General features: G+C 74.4%; 10 protein-coding genes. 9 read left to right on the forward strand and 1 reads right to left on the reverse strand.

From position 1 onward, the window contains the following. From ACFYZY_RS25005 to ACFYZY_RS25030, 6 genes are all read left to right on the forward strand, one after another. Positions 1-4,667 (forward strand): polymorphic toxin-type HINT domain-containing protein (locus ACFYZY_RS25005; protein ID WP_388698081.1); only part of this gene is annotated, 4,667 nt, incomplete at its 5' end. Between the two features lie 61 nt (positions 4,668-4,728). Next, positions 4,729-5,268, forward strand: a complete 540-nt coding sequence (locus ACFYZY_RS25010) for a hypothetical protein (protein WP_388698084.1) — start codon at positions 4,729-4,731, stop codon at positions 5,266-5,268. A gap of 362 nt (positions 5,269-5,630) precedes the next feature. Next, complete coding sequence (locus tag ACFYZY_RS25015) at positions 5,631-5,930, forward strand: hypothetical protein (protein WP_388698087.1); 300 nt, start codon at positions 5,631-5,633, stop codon at positions 5,928-5,930. A gap of 512 nt (positions 5,931-6,442) precedes the next feature. Further along, entirely contained in the window at positions 6,443-8,596 is a 2,154-nt protein-coding gene (locus ACFYZY_RS25020) for a HEAT repeat domain-containing protein (protein WP_388698089.1), read from the forward strand. 260 nt (positions 8,597-8,856) lie between these two features. Next, a complete protein-coding gene (locus ACFYZY_RS25025; protein ID WP_388698092.1) occupies positions 8,857-10,236 on the forward strand; it encodes an FtsW/RodA/SpoVE family cell cycle protein in 1,380 nt (459 codons plus the stop codon). Positions 10,237-10,279: 43 nt separating this feature from the next. Next, positions 10,280-11,761, forward strand: a complete 1,482-nt coding sequence (locus tag ACFYZY_RS25030) for a penicillin-binding transpeptidase domain-containing protein (RefSeq protein ID WP_388698095.1) — start codon at positions 10,280-10,282, stop codon at positions 11,759-11,761. A 141-nt stretch (positions 11,762-11,902) separates the two neighbouring features. Here ACFYZY_RS25030 and ACFYZY_RS25035 read toward each other — a convergent pair whose 3' ends face one another. After that, the gene (locus ACFYZY_RS25035) at positions 11,903-13,009 is read right to left on the reverse strand and encodes a diiron oxygenase (RefSeq protein WP_388698098.1); all 1,107 of its coding nucleotides are present in this window, start codon (positions 13,007-13,009) and stop codon (positions 11,903-11,905) included. 225 nt (positions 13,010-13,234) lie between these two features. Here ACFYZY_RS25035 and ACFYZY_RS25040 point away from each other — a divergent pair, with 225 nt between their 5' ends. The 3 genes from ACFYZY_RS25040 to ACFYZY_RS25050 all read left to right on the forward strand — a co-directional run bounded on the left by ACFYZY_RS25040 (position 13,235) and on the right by ACFYZY_RS25050 (position 15,810). Further along, a complete protein-coding gene (locus ACFYZY_RS25040; protein WP_388698101.1) occupies positions 13,235-13,957 on the forward strand; it encodes a TetR/AcrR family transcriptional regulator in 723 nt (240 codons plus the stop codon). 105 nt (positions 13,958-14,062) lie between these two features. After that, positions 14,063-14,359 (forward strand): hypothetical protein, encoded by a 297-nt coding sequence (locus tag ACFYZY_RS25045; protein ID WP_388698103.1) that lies wholly within the window; start codon positions 14,063-14,065, stop codon positions 14,357-14,359. Positions 14,360-14,433: 74 nt separating this feature from the next. Next, the gene (locus tag ACFYZY_RS25050) at positions 14,434-15,810 is read left to right on the forward strand and encodes an NlpC/P60 family protein (RefSeq protein WP_388698106.1); all 1,377 of its coding nucleotides are present in this window, start codon (positions 14,434-14,436) and stop codon (positions 15,808-15,810) included. Positions 15,811-15,893 lie beyond the last annotated feature (83 nt).

The following is a 15,893-nucleotide window of genomic DNA, read 5'->3' on the forward strand; positions in this document are numbered from 1 at the left end:
ACACCCTCCAGGTCCGGCAGGTCGACAAGGCCGACAACAAGTCCGAGCCGGTCTCCTACACCTTCCACGCCGGCCCCGGCGGCTTCGTCCAGCCCAGCGAGGGCGAGCGCACCGCGCGCCGTCTGCCCCTCGTCGCCGAGGCCGACGGCGCCAGGTACGACCAGGTGTCCTTCTCCTGGCGCCGCTCCGAGGCCGACCCCTGGCAGCAGATCCCGGCCGGACAGGTCACCTCCGGCGGCACCGCGCTGACCGCCTGGCCCGTCCCGATGACCGGCGGCAGGAACGCGCCGCTGGTGTGGAACGCCACCGACACCGTCGACCCCGACGGCACGGTTCAGATCAAGGCCGACTTCACCGGCCCCAACTCCGCCACCGGCAGCACCCAGCCCCTCTCCGTCGTCGTCGACCGCAGCGCCTCCGGCGCCGCCACGGACGAGATCGGCCCGGGTTCGCTGAACCTGCTCACCGGTGACTACAGCCTGTCCGCCACCGACACCACGCACTTCGACCTGTCGGTGTCCCGCACCGCGTCCTCCCGCAAGCCGGACGCCGGGGCGCAGCAGACCGGTCAGGCGGCCATCTTCGGCGAGGAGTGGGTGTCCGGCACCGCCGCCGAGGCCACCGACTCCGACTACTCGCACCTGCGGAGGATCTCGGACACGGCCGTGGCCGTGGTGGACCTGGAGGGCGAGGAGACCTCCTTCACCGCGAACGCGGCGAGGAACGGCTGGATACCGGAGCCCGGCTCGGAGGAGCTGACGCTCACGGGCAGCGTGAGCGGTTCCTTCACCCTCTCCGACACCGAGGGCACGGTCACCGAGTTCACCAGGCCGGACCCGGCCGCGACGACCTGGCAGGTCTCCAGCGCGCTGCTGAACGGCATGGCGCAGACCACGACGACCGTCGTCTCCGAGACCGTGAACGTCGCCGGCAAGACGCTGGCCCGCCCCAAGCGGGTCATCGCGCCGACGTCGGCCGCGTCCGCCTCGACCTGCACGGCCACGCCCGCCACCAAGGGCTGCCGCGCGCTGGAGTTCGTGTACGCGACGGCCACCACCGCGACCGCCTCGGCGCTCGGCGACTTCACCGGACAGGTGAAGGAGATCCGCCTGTGGTCGACCGAGCCCGGTGCCGCCGCGGCGACCTCCAAGGCCGTGCAGACCTACCGGTACGACGACGCGGGACGGCTCATCGAGACGTGGAACCCGCTGATCAGCCCCGCGCTGAAGACGCAGTACGCCTACGACTCCGCGGGCCGCGTCACCCAGGTCACCCCGGCCGGCCAGCTGCCGTGGACGTTCACCTACGGCAGGGCGGGTTCCAGCAGCGCGGCCGGTGACGGCATGCTGCTCAAGGCGTCGCGGCCCGCGCTGCGACAGGGCACCCTCGACGTGGTCGAGGGGACGGCCGCCACCAGCGTCGTCTACGACGTGCCGCTGACCGGCACCGCCGCCCCGTACAAGATGGGCGCCGCCGACGTGAAGGCGTGGGGTCAGACGGACGCGCCGACCGACGCGACCGCCGTGTTCCCCGCCGACGCCGTCCCGGCGTCGAACGCCGGCGGTGCCCTGACGGCCGCCTCCTACCAGCGCGCGGACGTCACCTACATGGGCGCCTCGGGCCGCGCGGTGAACGCCGCCACGCCCGGCGGGCACATCACCACCACCGAGTACGACCGCTTCGGCAACGCCGTCCGTGAGCTGACGGCGGCCAACCGGGCCGTGGCGCTCGGCACGACCGCCGCGGACCGTGCCATGCAGGCGGAGCTGGGCATCGCCGCCCTGGCCCCGTCCGAGCGCGCCGACCTGCTCGCCACCAAGTCCGTCCACAACGCCGACGGCACCCGCGAGCTGGAGGAGCTGGGCCCGCTGCGGCGCGTCGACCTCACCGCGGACCTGAAGTCGGGCACGACCACCCTGGTCGCGGCCGACACCTCGGTCGTGGCCCGCTCCTGGACCGTCAACGAGTACGACACGGGCCGTCCCACCGACGGAACCGCCACGGTCAAGGACCAGGTCACCCGGGTCACCACCGGCGCCCAGGTGCGCGAGCACCCCACCGTCCACGCCGAGAAGCGCGTGGCCGAGACCCAGTACGACTGGGTCAGGGGCCTTCCGACGAAGTCCGTCCAGGACCCGGCCGGACTGGCCATCACGACCACGACCGAGTACGACGCCCAGGGCCGCGTCACCAAGACGTACAACACGGGCAGCACGGGGGCCGACGCGGGCACCGTGGTGACCACCTACTGGTCGGCCACCGGCACCGGTGCCTGCAACGGCCGCCCGGAGTGGGCCGACCTGGTGTGCTCCACCGGTCCCGGGGGCGCGGTCACCGGCGGCGGCTCCCACCCGGCGCAGCTGCCGACCACCACCACCCAGTACGACTGGTGGGGCAACGCCACGGTCGGCACCGACACCGCGAACGGCGTCACGCGGACCACGACCACCACGTACGACGCGGCGGGCCGCACCGTCACGGTGAAGATCGGCGGCGGCAGCGGTCAGGCCGTCCCGGAGACCACCACCGAGTACGACCCGGCCACCGGGCAGGAGATCCGCACGACGTCGCCCACCGGCGGCACCCTCACGCGGGTCTACGACAAGCTCGGCCGGCTCGCCTCGTACACGGACGCCGACGGCGGCAGGACCACGACCGAGTACGACCTGCTGGACCGTCCGGTCAAGGTCGGCGACACCGTCCCGTCCACGGTCACCTTCGCCTACGACCACACCGCCGAACCGCGCGGCCTGGCCACGAAGGCGACGGACTCGATCGCCGGAGTCTTCCAGGCGACGTACGACGCGGACGGCTCGGTCGCCACGGAGAAGCTGCCCGGCGGATACACCCTCACCCAGACCGAGGACACCACCGGCGTCCCGGTCAGGCGCACCTACACCCGTGACAGCGACGGCACCGTGGTCATGTCCGACACGGTCACCGAGTCCGCGCAGGGACAGACGACCAGCCACGCCGGCTGGTCGGACCAGACCTACCGCTACGACGCCGTCGGCCGTCTCGTCCAGGTCGACGACACGGTGGAGTCGGTCTGCACCCGGCGCACCTACGGGTTCGACAAGCACGCCAACCGCACGTCCCTGACCACGGCCGCCGCGGCGCCCGGTCTGGACTGCCCCACCACCGGAGGGACCGGGAAGACCTCGACGTTCGACAGCGCCGACCGCATCACCGACGCGGGCTACGTCTACGACGCGTTCGGCCGCACCACCGCCCTGCCGGGCGGCGTGAGCGTCGGCTACTACGCCAACGACCTCGCCCACCAGCAGACCACCGGCACCAAGCGGCAGACGTGGACCCTCGACGCCGCGCTGCGCTTCCGCGGCTGGACGGTGGAGACCAACAGCGGCGGCACCTGGTCGCCGACCGAGAACAAGCTCAACCACTACGACGGTGACAACGACAATCCGCGCTGGATCGTCGAGAACACCGCCACCGGCGCCCTGACCCGCAACGTGGACGCCCTCTCCGGGAACCTCGGCGCGGTCACCAGCGCCACCGGCGACACGGTGCTCCAGTTCACCGACATCCACGGTGACGTGGCGCTCCAGCTCCCGCTCGCCGTGGACGAGGCGCCGATCGTCCTGGACACCGACGAGTACGGCAACCCGCGCGACGAGCAGCAGGCCGTGCGCTACGGCTGGCTGGGCGGGAAGCAGCGCTCCAGCGAGACGGTGGCCGGCTACGTCCTCATGGGCGTGCGCCAGTACAACCCCGCCACCGGCCGCTTCCTGTCCACCGACCCCGAGCAGGGCGGCAACGCCAACGCCTACGAGTACTGCTCGGCCGACCCGGTCAACTGCTTCGACCTGGACGGCAAGTGGGGCTGGAAGAAGTTCTTCAAGAAGGCCAAGCGCTGGGCCTGGCGCAACAAGTGGGACATCGCGATCACCGCGGCCGGATTCATCCCCGGTCTCGGTGCCGCCGCCTGGGGCTACCGCGCCTACCGCGGTTACCGGGCCCTGCGGGCCGCGCGGACCATCGCCCGGAGCTGCCGCCGCAACTCCTTCCTGCCCGAGACGCCAGTCGTCATGGCCGACGGCAGCACCAAGCCGATCAGCCTGGTGAAGGTCGGGGACCTGGTCCGGGCGGTGGACGAGGTCACCGGCGAGACGAAGGTCTCCCCGGTCACCGACGTGATCGTCGGCAGCGGCACCAAGGACCTCGTCACGCTGTCCGTGGACGCGGACGGCGACGGCCGGTCGAAGGAGATCACCGCGACCGCCAACCACCCCTTCTTCGTCCAGGGACGCGGATGGGTGGACGCGGTCCGGCTGACGCCGGGCTCGCGCCTGTCGGACCCCGGCGGGAACGCGCCCGAGGTCACGGCCGCCCACCGCTCGCAGGCGGTCCGCACCGTCTTCAACCTGACCGTCGCCGGCTCCCACACCTACTTCGTGGTGGCCGACGGGCAGCCCGTCCTCGTCCACAACTGCGCCCGCCGGATTCCCAAGAAGCGGGGCTGGAAGGACCTGCGTACGCCGACGAAGTTCAAGTCGAAGGCGCAGGCGATAGCGGCCGCCCGGCGCGACGCCCGTATGGGCGGCCGCTGCCGATACCGTGGAGTCTGCTCCTCCGGCAACCACGTCCACGTGGACTACTTCAACAGGCGCGGGCAGATCTCGCACACCCGCCACTACAACTGGTGACGGCATGACAGGGCCGGAGACCGGCCGGAGGACCGGAAACGAAGGAAACGGTATCGAGCACATGAGCATCTCTGCCGCGCTGAACGAACTCGTGGCCGCCTTGACCGAACACGCCGAGGTGATGTCCGGACGGGACGTCGCGCCCGAAAGGGCCGCCGATGTCATCGAGCGGGTACGGGCCGCCGCGGCGCGCTACTCCGACGAGACCTTCGAGTCCTCGGGTTGGGGGAGTCCGTTCTCCGACCTGTTCGAGGACGAGGAGGACGGGGACGGGGACGACGACATGGAGGAGAACGGGTCCGGTGACGGCCCGGTCCCCGCGCGTGCCGAGCGCGTCAGCGTCACGGGCCGCTGGGACTTCGTCGTGACGGACCGGGAGGCATGGTTCGCGCACGTCACCCAGGGGCTGGACGACCTCGGTGCCGGCGACTGTGCCGTGGAGCTGAACAGTGCCGCGCAGGCGATGCACGAGCTCCTCACCCACGACGCCCCCTTCCGTGACTACACGCGTCACGGCCTGGCCGACGGCGGCCAGGACTGGGTGATCGAGCAGGTCACCCGGACGCTGTCGGAAACACCGGACGAGGAGCATCGCGACTGATGCGCGCCGGACGTCGACGGCGCCGGAGGACGACGGCGTCGACGTGAGCAGCGGACGGTGGACGTCGGGGCGGCCAAGGTTCCTTGGCCGCCCCGATCCGTGCCGGGCCCCTTTCCGCGCCGGAGGCTCCGGCCCGCCGGACCCGGCGCCCGACCGGGGCCGCGCGCCGGGTCCGGGCGCTCCGCGTGCCCGCCCCTCGTGGAGCGGGAACGGCCGGCGAGGACGGTCCACTACCGTGGGAGCGGCCGGGGTCGCGGTCGGGCCGTCGCCCGCCGGGTCGGCCGACAGGAGTCCTCCCCCGGCGGGGAGGGCAGGAGACGGGGCCGTCCCGCGGCTCCGCGCCGCCGTCGAGGGGAGTGCGCATGGGCGGAATGAGCGCCGGGACCACGATCGGGGACACGGTGATCGCGTACGCGGTCCTGGCCGACGCGAGCAACGACTGCGACGCCGTCGACGAAGTGGTGGTGGCCGCCGACAGCTGGAAATCGGCCACCGACCTCATGCGCGCGTGCGGATACCGGAAGGTTCCCCGGCGTCCCGCCCGCGACACCGTCGACCACGGCGCGGCGGAAGCGGCGTTCGCGATGCCCGGCGTCGTCTTGCGCAAGCGCTTCGGAAGCGACGCGCCGTGGGTCCCGAACTCCCACGGCGGAAAGACGTGATCCTGGGGAACTCTCCGTCGTCCTGGAGCAGTCGGCCCCCGCCCCGTGAAACCGAACGGCGCCGCGCGGACGACGCGCGGCCCGGCCGACCGCGGTCGGGACCGGCACCCGTCGCCGGCACGGCCGGGCGGAAGGCGGAGCGACGGGCGGGGAGGCCGTCGTTCCGGCCCCCGGCGGGCGCGGGCGGGAACAGGAGCGCGAGCCCCCGGAGCCGGTTCCCCTCATGGACGACATCGCGCCACGTCTGGAGCGGTCCGGGGTGCTCCTGGTGCCGCCCGCCGGGGGCCGGGACGCGGCGCGGGACGGCGGGGAGGGCGTGCCCGGAGGCGGGAGGAGGCAGCCCCGTACGACCGGGCACCCAGAGCAACGGGCCCGCCCCGCACCGTACATGGCGCAAACAGACCGCAAGGGGGGCCGTGGGCGCGGCGGGTCTCGGAGGTACGGCCTCACCGTCGGTCCCGTGGTGCACACTTGCTGCCTGGTACAGCGCTCACGGGGAAGGCGGCCTGGCAATGCTGACGGGGATCGAGGAGGTCGACTGGGCCTCGCTGGGGCACGCGTACGGCCCCGCGGACGACGTGCCGGAGCTGCTCCGCGGACTCGCCTCCGCCGATCCCGCCGAACGGGAGTCGGCCCTCGACGGCATGTACGGCGCCGTGCACCACCAGGGCGACGTCTACGACTCGACGCTCGCCTGCATCCCCTTCCTCCTCGAACTCGTCGCCGACCCCGGCGTCCAGGACCGGGGCGGCATCGTCGAACTGCTCACCAGCATCGGCGGCATCGAACTCGGTGACGACGACGAGGAGCTGGACCTGCCCGACGAGGCGGGCGACGGGCTCACCCCCGCCGCCAACTACGCGATGGCCGCCGCCGCCGTCGCCGCCGGGGCCGACGTCTTCCTCGGGCTCGTCTCGGACGCCGACCCCGAGGTGCGGCTCGCCGCGCCGTGCGCGCTGGCCTCGCTGCACCCCGAACCCGCCCGGGTGCTGACCCTGCTGCGGGAACGGCTGACGGTCGAGCGGGACACCGAGGTGCGGCTCGCCCTGGTGGCCGCCGTGGGACGGATCGCCCTGCGGCACGCGTCGCTGCGCGCCGAGACCGTCGACTGGCTCGGCTGGCTCGCCCGCGCCGCCCAGGACCCGGGGCTCCGGCTCGCGGCCCTCGTCCAGCGGGCGCGCTGCGCGCCGGCCGAGATCCCCGACGACGTCGTGCCGCGAGTGGCGGGGCTCCTGGAGGAGATCAGGAGCACGGCGGTCCCCGGATCGGGTCCGGACGCCTTCCGGGCCGCCGCCCCGACGCTCATCGGACAGGTGCGGGAACTGCTCGAGGAGCACGCGGCCGGCCGGCCCGCCCCCTGGACCGAGGAGCTGCTGCGGACGTTGCACGCCGCGCTCGACGACCGCGTGGACGACCGGATCGCGCTGGTCCTGGCCCAGCTGCGCAGCCCCGACTGGGGGCAGCGCTCGGACGCGATCCGGCTGTGCGGCGGGCTGATACGGGTCTGGCGCGGGCGGTACGAGGAGGTCGTCCGGCTCGTGGGCGCCCAGCTCGACGACCCCGAGCCCCGCCTCCGCGAGGCCGCCGTCTCCTTCCTGGAGCGGCTCTTCGAACTGGGCGCGCCCGCCGCCGACGCGCTCGCGGCCCGTCTGGCCCAGGGGCCGCCGCCCGGATGCGCGGGGCGGGACGGGCGGGACGGACGGTCCGGACGGGACGGGCACCCCGGGTGGGACGGGCGGTCCTGGCAGGACGGGCGGTCCGGGTGGGACGGGGCGCTGCTGGCGCTCGCCCGTGCCGGGGACCCCCGCGCGGTGCCGCCGCTCGCCCGCGCCCTGGAGGAGGGCGAGGTGCGGCGGGAGTTGCTGTACGCCGTGGACGGGCTCGGCCCCTCCGGCACGATGCTCACGCCGCCGCTGCGCCGCCGGCTCGCCGGGATCGAGCTCGACGAGCGGCTGTACGACCGGGCGGTTCCGCTGCTGCACGCCCTGGCGGCCGTGCGGGGCGCGCAGGCGCTCCCGGAGGTGTTGCGGGTGCTGCGCGGGGCGCCCGCGGACCGGCGCGACCGGGTGCGGGAGGCGGCCCTGCGCACCCTCGCGGCCTTCGGGCCCGCCGCCCGGGAGGCCGTACCGGAGCTGCGGGAGTTCCTGGACGACGGGTCGGCCGCCGTGGCCGCGGCGGCGGCGCGCGCCCTGTGGGCGGCTGGGGGGAGCCCGGCGGAGGTGCTGCCGGTCCTGGAACGGTGGCTGCGGCCGGGTCTGCCGGGCGCGGACTGGTGCGCCGCCGCCCGGGTCCTCGGTGAGATCGGACCGGCGGCGGCTCCGGCGGCCCCGGCCCTGCGGCCGGGTCTGGCCTCGCGCGACCTGTGGGTCCGGGTCCGGGGCGCGGCGGCCCTGTGGCGGGTGTCCGGCGAGACGCGGACGACCCTGCCGGTGCTGCTCGCGGCCTGGGAGGAGAACCGGCACGCGCGCGTGGACGTAGCGGAGTGCCTGGCGGAGATGGGCCCGGCGGCCTCGGAGGCGCAGCTGGCCGTCCTCACCGAGCTGACGCGGCGGCGCCGTCACAACGCCCGCGAGGGCGCTTCGGGCAGCCACGACATCCACGGGGACGAGAAGCTCCTGACCCTGTGCCGGGCCGCCCTGGCGCGGATGGAGCACGGGGCGTACTGAGCGGTCACCGCCCGGCACGGACCCGCCGCGCGCCACCGCCCGGCACGGACCCGCCGCCCGACCACGGCGGGCCCGGCACCCGGCGCGTCCCGGAAGCCGGACCGCCGGTGACGACGACTGCCCCGGTGACGACGACCGCCCATCAGCCCGGTGACGGCCGTCCGCCCCGCCGCCCCGGTGACGGCCGTCCGCGCGCACCCCCACGCGGCACACCGTCACACAAAAGGGACATACCGCTTACCGCTTGCTACGTTGCGGCCATGACCGCACCGCGAACGGACGCACTCCCGCCCGGGGCGGACGTCCCGAAGCGTCGCGGCGTGGAACTCTCCCTCCTCGTCTGCGCCGTCCTCATCTCCGTCTACGGCTACGCGGCGGTCGGCCTCGCCCGCAGCGGCGCCGTGCCCCCGGACGCCGCCCGCTACGGGGCCGGGCTCGGCCTGCTCGCGCTCGTCGCCCACCTCGCGGTCCGTTTCCGCGCCCCGTACGCCGACCCGCTGCTGCTGCCGATCGCGGTCCTGCTCAACGGCCTCGGCCTGGTCCTGATCTACCGCCTCGACCTGGAGACGCCGGACGACCGGGCGGCGGCGACGCAGCTCGTCTGGTCGACGCTCGGGGTGGCCCTCTTCATCGTGGTCGTGCTGCTCCTGCGCGACCACCGCACGCTCCAGGGGTACGCGTCCGCCTGCGTGGCCGCCGCGCTCGCCCTGATGACCCTGCCGATCTTCTTCCCCGCCGTGAACGGCGCCAGGATCTGGATCAGGGCCGGCGGGCTCTCCTTCCAGCCGGGAGAGTTCGCCAAGATCCTGCTCGCCGTCTTCTTCGCCGCGTACCTCGCCGCCAACCTCGACGCCCTCGCCCACCCGGGGCGCCGCTTCCGCAGGCTGCGGTTCCCGTCGTGGCGGGTGCTCGGGCCGGTCGTGGCGATCTGGCTGCTGAGCGTCGGCGTCCTCGTCCTGGAACGGGACCTGGGCACCTCGCTGCTCTTCTTCGGCCTCTTCGTGATCATGCTGTACGTGGCGACCGGCCGGACCGGCTGGGTCGCGGTCGGCCTGGTGCTCGCCTCCGCCGGGGCCTTCCTCGTCGGCTCCCTCGAACCGCACGTCCACGGCCGGGTGCAGGACTGGCTCGACCCGTTCGCCTCGATCCGGGCGGGCGAGGGTCCGGGGCAGCTCGCGCAGTCGCTGTTCGCCTTCGCCGCCGGGGGGACGTCCGGCACGGGGCTCGGCCTCGGCCATTCCGTGCTCATCGGCTTCGCGGCCAAGTCCGACTTCATCCTGGCCACGGCCGGCGAGGAGCTGGGGTTCGCCGGCCTGACCGCGCTCTTCATCCTGTACGCGCTGCTCGTCGGCCGGGGCTACCGTGCCGGCCTCCGGCTGCGCGACCCCTTCGGGCGGCTGCTCGCGACCGGGCTCGCCTCGATCGTGGCGCTCCAGGTCTTCGTGATCGCGGGCGGGGTGACGGGCCTGATCCCGTTGACCGGCATGGCGATGCCGTTCCTGGCGCAGGGGGGTTCGTCGGTGGTGACCAACTGGGTGATCGTGGCGCTCCTCATCCGGGTCAGCGACTCGGCGCGCGCCCCGCGGCCGGGTCCCGCAGGCGCCGCAACGCTCACGCCGGTGAAGGAGGGGGCCGCGTGATCCGGCGGACGGGGAGGGGCCCGGCGGCGGCCGGGGAGGTCCGGTGATCCGGTACATCCGGCGTGCCGCCGGGCTCTGTCTCGTCCTCCTGGCGGCGCTGCTCGTGAACGCGGGCCGCGTGATGGTGGTCGAGGCCGGTTCGCTGGACGACAACCCGGCCAACCGGCGGATCGCGATCGGCCGGTACGCGCAGCCGCGCGGCGAGATCGTCGTGGACGGGAGGCCGGTGACCGGCTCCCGGGACAGCGGCCAGCAACTGCGCTGGGAACGGACCTACCGGCAGGGGCCGTTGTACGCGCCGGTGACCGGCTACGCCTCCCAGACGTACGGCACGACGCTCCTGGAGCACGCCGAGGACGCGGTCCTCGCGGGGACGGACCCGGTGCTGGCGCCGCTGCCGCTCTGGAACGACCTCACCCGGGGGCGGCAGCCCGGCGGCGACGTGATCACCACGATCCGGGGGTCGATGCAGGAGAAGGCGTACCGGGGACTCGCGGGCAGGCGGGGGGCGGTGGTGGCGGTCGAACCGTCCAGCGGCCGGATCCTGACGCTCGTCAGCTCGCCCTCGTACGACCCCGGGGTGCTCTCCGGGACGGGAGGGAAGGTCGGGGAGGCGTGGAAGCGGCTCAACTCCTCGCGGGGCCGGCCGATGCTGAACCGGGCGCTGCGGCAGACGTACCCGCCGGGCTCCGCGTTCAAGGTCGTGACGGCGGCGGCGGCCCTGGACGCGGGGGTGGTGCGGGACGTGGACGCGCCGACGGACATCCCGGACCCGTTCGTACTGCCGGGCACCCGGCAGGTGCTGCCGAACGAGGCGGAGGGGTGCGGCGGCGCCTCCCTCGCGTACGCCGTGCGGTGGTCGTGCAACACGGTGATGGCCGGGCTCGGGGTGAAGGTGGGCCTGACGGAGATGGTCGACGCGGTGGAGCGGTTCGGCTTCAACGACACGGGGCTCCGGGTCCCGTCGTGGGTGGCGGAGTCCCGCTTCGACCGGGAGATGAGTCCGGACCAGCTGGCCCTGTCGTCGATCGGGCAGTTCGACACGGCGGCGACGCCGCTCCAGATGGCGATGGTGGCGGCGGCGGTCGCCAACGACGGGGAGATCGCCCGCCCGTACCTGGTCGACCGTACGACCACCTCCGGCGGCACGACCGTGGAACGGACCGCCCGCCGCAGCTACCGGCAGGCGATGACCCCCTCGACGGCACTGCGGCTCCAGGAGCTGATGGTGCGGGCGGTGGAGGAGGGCACGGGGACGAACGCGGCGATCCCGGGGGCCAGGGTCGGCGGCAAGACGGGCACCGCGCAGCACGGCTTCGGCAACACCGGCACCCCGTACGCCTGGTTCATCGCCTGGGCGCAGGGCCCCGGCTCCGCGCGGCCGGCGGTGGCGGTGGCGGTGGTCGTCGAGGACGCGGAGGCCGCCCGTACGGACATCAGCGGGGGCGGGAACGCGGCGCCGATCGCGAGGACGGTGATGGAGGAGGCGCTGCGGCTGGAGGCCGCGGAACGGCGGGGCGGGTAGGGGCGGGGGACGGGGGTTCGAGACCGGGGCCCGAGGCCGGGGCCGGGGGTCCGGGGCCGGGGGTCCGGGGCCGGGTCCGGGAGTCCGGGGCCGAGGGGCCAGGGCCGGAGGACCGGGTCCGGGAGTCCGGGGCCGGGGGGCCTACTCCGCCGCCCCCTCCGCGATCGCGGCCGTCACCTCCGCCGCCCGGGCCCGCTCCTCCGCCGCGAAGCGTTCCGCGTCGAGGCGTTCCGCGGCCTCCTCGTCCTGGGTCATCAGCAGGTCCAGGCTGGAGTCGCCGAGGTCGAAGACGCCCATGTCCACGTACGCCTTCTGGAGGCGGGGGCCCCAGAGGCCGATGTCCTTGACGCAGGGGACGATCCGGCTGAAGAGGAGCTTGCGGAAGAGCCGGAGGAACTCGCTGCGCTCGGTCAGCTCCCGGGCCTCCTGGCGCGGGACGCCGAAGTTCTCCAGGACGTCGAGGGGCTTCAGCCGGTCGCGCATGAGGTGGCAGCCCTCGATGACGAACTCCTCGCGCTCGCGCAGTTCGGCGTCCGAGAGCTGCCGGTAGTGATCGCGCAGAGCCATCCGCCCGAAGGCCACGTGCCGGGCCTCGTCCTGCATCACGTACGCGAGGATCTGCTTCGGCAGCGGCTTGTCGGTGGTGTCGCGGATCATGCCGAAGGCGGCGAGGGCGAGCCCTTCGATGAGGACCTGCATGCCGAGGTAGGGCATGTCCCAGCGGGAGTCGCGCAGGGTGTCGTCGAGGAGGCCCTGGAGGTTGTCGTCGATCGGGTAGAGCATGCCGATCTTCTCGTGGAGGAAGCGGCCGTAGATCTCGGCGTGCCGGGCCTCGTCCATGGTCTGGGTGGCCGAGTAGAACTTGGCGTCGAGGTCGGGGGCGGACTCCACGATCCGGGCGGCGCAGATCATCGCGCCCTGTTCGCCGTGGAGGAACTGGCTGAACTGCCAGGAGCAGTAGTGCCGGCGCAGTTCGCCCTTGTCCTTCTCGGTCATCCGCGCCCAGTGACGGGTGCCGTGGAGGTCCAGGACCTCGTCCGGGGTGCCGAGCGGGTCGTACGGGTCGACCTCCAGGTCCCAGTCGATGCGGGTGGCGCCGTCCCACTGCTTGTCCTTGCCCTTCTGGTAGAGGGCGAGGAGGCGGTCGCGGCCGTCGTCGTAGTCCCAGGTGAAGCGGGCGGCGCCGGCGGCGGGCACGTCCCGGACGGCTTCGGCGGGGGCGTTCACATAGAGGTCGTGCGTCGACACCGACGGCTCCTTCTTCCGGCCTGCTTCCGTCCGTCCCCAGCAGGCTCACACGGAGGTGACGGCCCGTCAACAGGTCACGCACGGGTGTTTGCCGACCGGTGTCACACCCGTTCCGACATGCGGTTACCCAGGGTAAGGGGAGGGAGTGCGGCGGTTCTCGGTCCGATACGACCGGAACCCGCGCACGGGGCACACCGCCGGACGATCCGCCGTTACGCTGCGGGCATGACGAGCCCCGCCACCCCCGCGTACCGCAGGCTCAGCGTCGAGCAGCGGCGCGGTCAGCTCATCGAAGCGGCCCTGGGGCTCTTCGCCCACCGGACGCCGGAGGACGTCTCCCTGGACGACGTCGCCGGGGCGGCCGGCGTCTCGCGGCCGCTCGTCTACCGCTACTTCCCCGGCGGGAAGCAGCAGCTGTACGAGGCCGCCCTGCGCTCCTCCGCCGAAGCCCTGAACCGCTGTTTCGCCGAACCGCTCGCCGGGCCGCCGATGGAGCGGCTCGGCCGGGTGCTCGACCGGTACCTGCTCTTCGTGGAGGGGCACGGCGCCGGGTTCAGCGCCCTGCTGCGCGGCGGCAGCGTGGTGGAGACCCCGCAGACCTCCGCGATCGTGGACGAGGTGCGGCGGGCCGCCGCCGAGCAGATCCTCCTCCACCTGGGGGTGGAGCGACCGGGCCTCCGGCTCGACATGCTGGTCCGGACGTGGATCGCCGCCGTGGAGGCCGCCTCGCTCATCTGGCTCGGCGGGGGGAGGCGGCCGCCGGCGGCGGAGCTGCGCGACTGGATGGTGGACCACCTGGTCGCCCTGCTCACCGTGACGGGGGCGGGCGACGAGGAGACGAGGAGGGTCGTCGGACGGCTCCTCGCCCAGGAGAGGCCCGGAGGACCGGTGGCGGCCCTGGCGCACCGGCTGATTCCGGTGGTGGGCGAGGCGGCCCACCTGCTGTGACCGGGGGCGCCGCACGCCCGGCCCCGCCCCGGAACAGGCCGGACCCGGGACGGGCCGCCCCGGGTCCGGCCGCCGCGCACCGGTCCGGCGGGGGAGACTGGAGGGGTGAGAAGCGAGAACACCCCCTTCCGCGGCGGGCCCCTGGACGGCCGGGTCCTGCCGATCCTGCTCGGCCCGACCGGCCACCCGCCGAAGTGGTACGAGGTCCCGGTCCCGGCGCACGACGGACACCCGCCGAGGGTGTACGCGTACCTGCGCGAGCCCGCCGGTCACACGAAGCGGCTCGGACTCCGGCGCGGCTGGGTCTACGTGTACGCCCCCGGAGGACGCGAGCGGCGCGAGCTGAAGTGGCCGTGGTCGAAGCCGGACGGCGGGGCGGAAGGGACGGGGCCGACCGGGTGAGGACGCCGGACGCGCCCCCATCCGTACGGTAATCGCATGGAATGAACCGTCATCATCCCCCTGGAGGTGGTGACGTGTCAGGAAGGCTGCTGCGCACGGTCTGTACGGGAGCGCTCGCCGCGGTGACGGCGCTCGCGGGGACGGCCCCGGCGGCCGGGCGGCCGGTGGACCCGCCCGTGGAGCCTCCGATGGAGGCCCCGATCGCCTGGGCGGACCCGGCGCTCGAACCGGTGGGGCCGGTGGACCCGGTCACGTCCCCGGGGACCCCCCAGGACACCGGAGCACCGGTCACGACGGAGCCGGCGGACGCCCCGGACACCGCGAGCGCCCCGGACGCCACCGACCCGGTCGCTCCGGCCCGCCCCGCCGGTTCCGCAGGTTCCAACGAAACGCTCCCCCCCGACGACGCCGCCGCGCTCCCGCCCTCCGGCGGCACCTCGGTCGCCACCCTTCTCACCCGGCTGCGCACGCTCTACCGGCAGGCGGAGGAGGCCACCGAGCGGTACAACGCCGCCGAGGAGGCGCTGAAGCGCCAGACCTCGGACACGCGCGAGGTCACGGCCCGGCTCGCCGCCGCGCGGGCCGACCTCGCCCGGGGCCGGGCCGAGGCCGGGCGGATCGCCCGGGAGCAGTACCGGGGGAGGACGGAGCTCTCCTCGTACCTGGAGGTGCTCTTCGCGCCGGACCCCGGGTCGGCCCTGGACCGGGGAAGGCTGGTGGCCCGCGCCGGACGGAGCCGGGCCACCGTCGTCTCCCGGCTCGAAGGGGCCGCCAAGCAGGCCGACGCCCTCGCCGGCGCCTCCCGCGAGGCCCTCGGCCGGCAACAGCGCCTCGCGGCCGAGCGGCGGACCCGGCGCGACGAGGTGCGGACGAGGCTGGCGGAGGTCGAGAAGCTGCTGGCCGGGCTCTCGCGGGGACAGCTCACCCGGCTCACCGAGCTGGAGCGCGCGCAGACCGCCGGCGCGCAGCGCGAACTGCTCGGCTCCGGGGTCCTGGACGGCCGCCGCACCCCGTCCCGGGCGGGCGCGGAGGCCCTGCGGTTCGCGGTGGAACAGCTCGGCAAGCCGTACGAGTGGGGGGCCGAGGGACCGGACGCGTACGACTGCTCGGGGCTGACGCAGCGGGCGTGGGCGGCGGCGGGCCGGGAGATCCCCCGGACCAGCCAGGAGCAGTGGGCGACGCTCCCCCGGGTGCCGCTGCCGGAGCTGCGGCCCGGGGACCTGGTGGTCTACTTCCCGGGCGCCACGCACGTGGCGCTCTACCTCGGCGGGGGCCTGGTGGTGCAGGCGCCGCGCCCCGGCGCGAAGGTGAAGGTCTCCCCCGTCGCGGCGAACCCGCTGCTCGGCGCCGTGCGTCCGGACCCGGACGGCACCGCCTTGACCTCGTACGTCCCGCCCGAGCTGCCGGAGGGCGCGAAGGACGGCGGGGACGCGGGCTTCGACCGGGGGTGACGCGCCCGGTCGAAGGACATGCCCGCACGGCCGAACGGACCGGGCCGCCGCCACGACCGCCGAAAACCGGTCGTGGCGGCGGC

The sequence above is a fragment of the Streptomyces sp. NPDC001744 genome, assembly GCF_042892575.1.
In the GTDB taxonomy this organism is placed as follows: domain Bacteria; phylum Actinomycetota; class Actinomycetes; order Streptomycetales; family Streptomycetaceae; genus Streptomyces.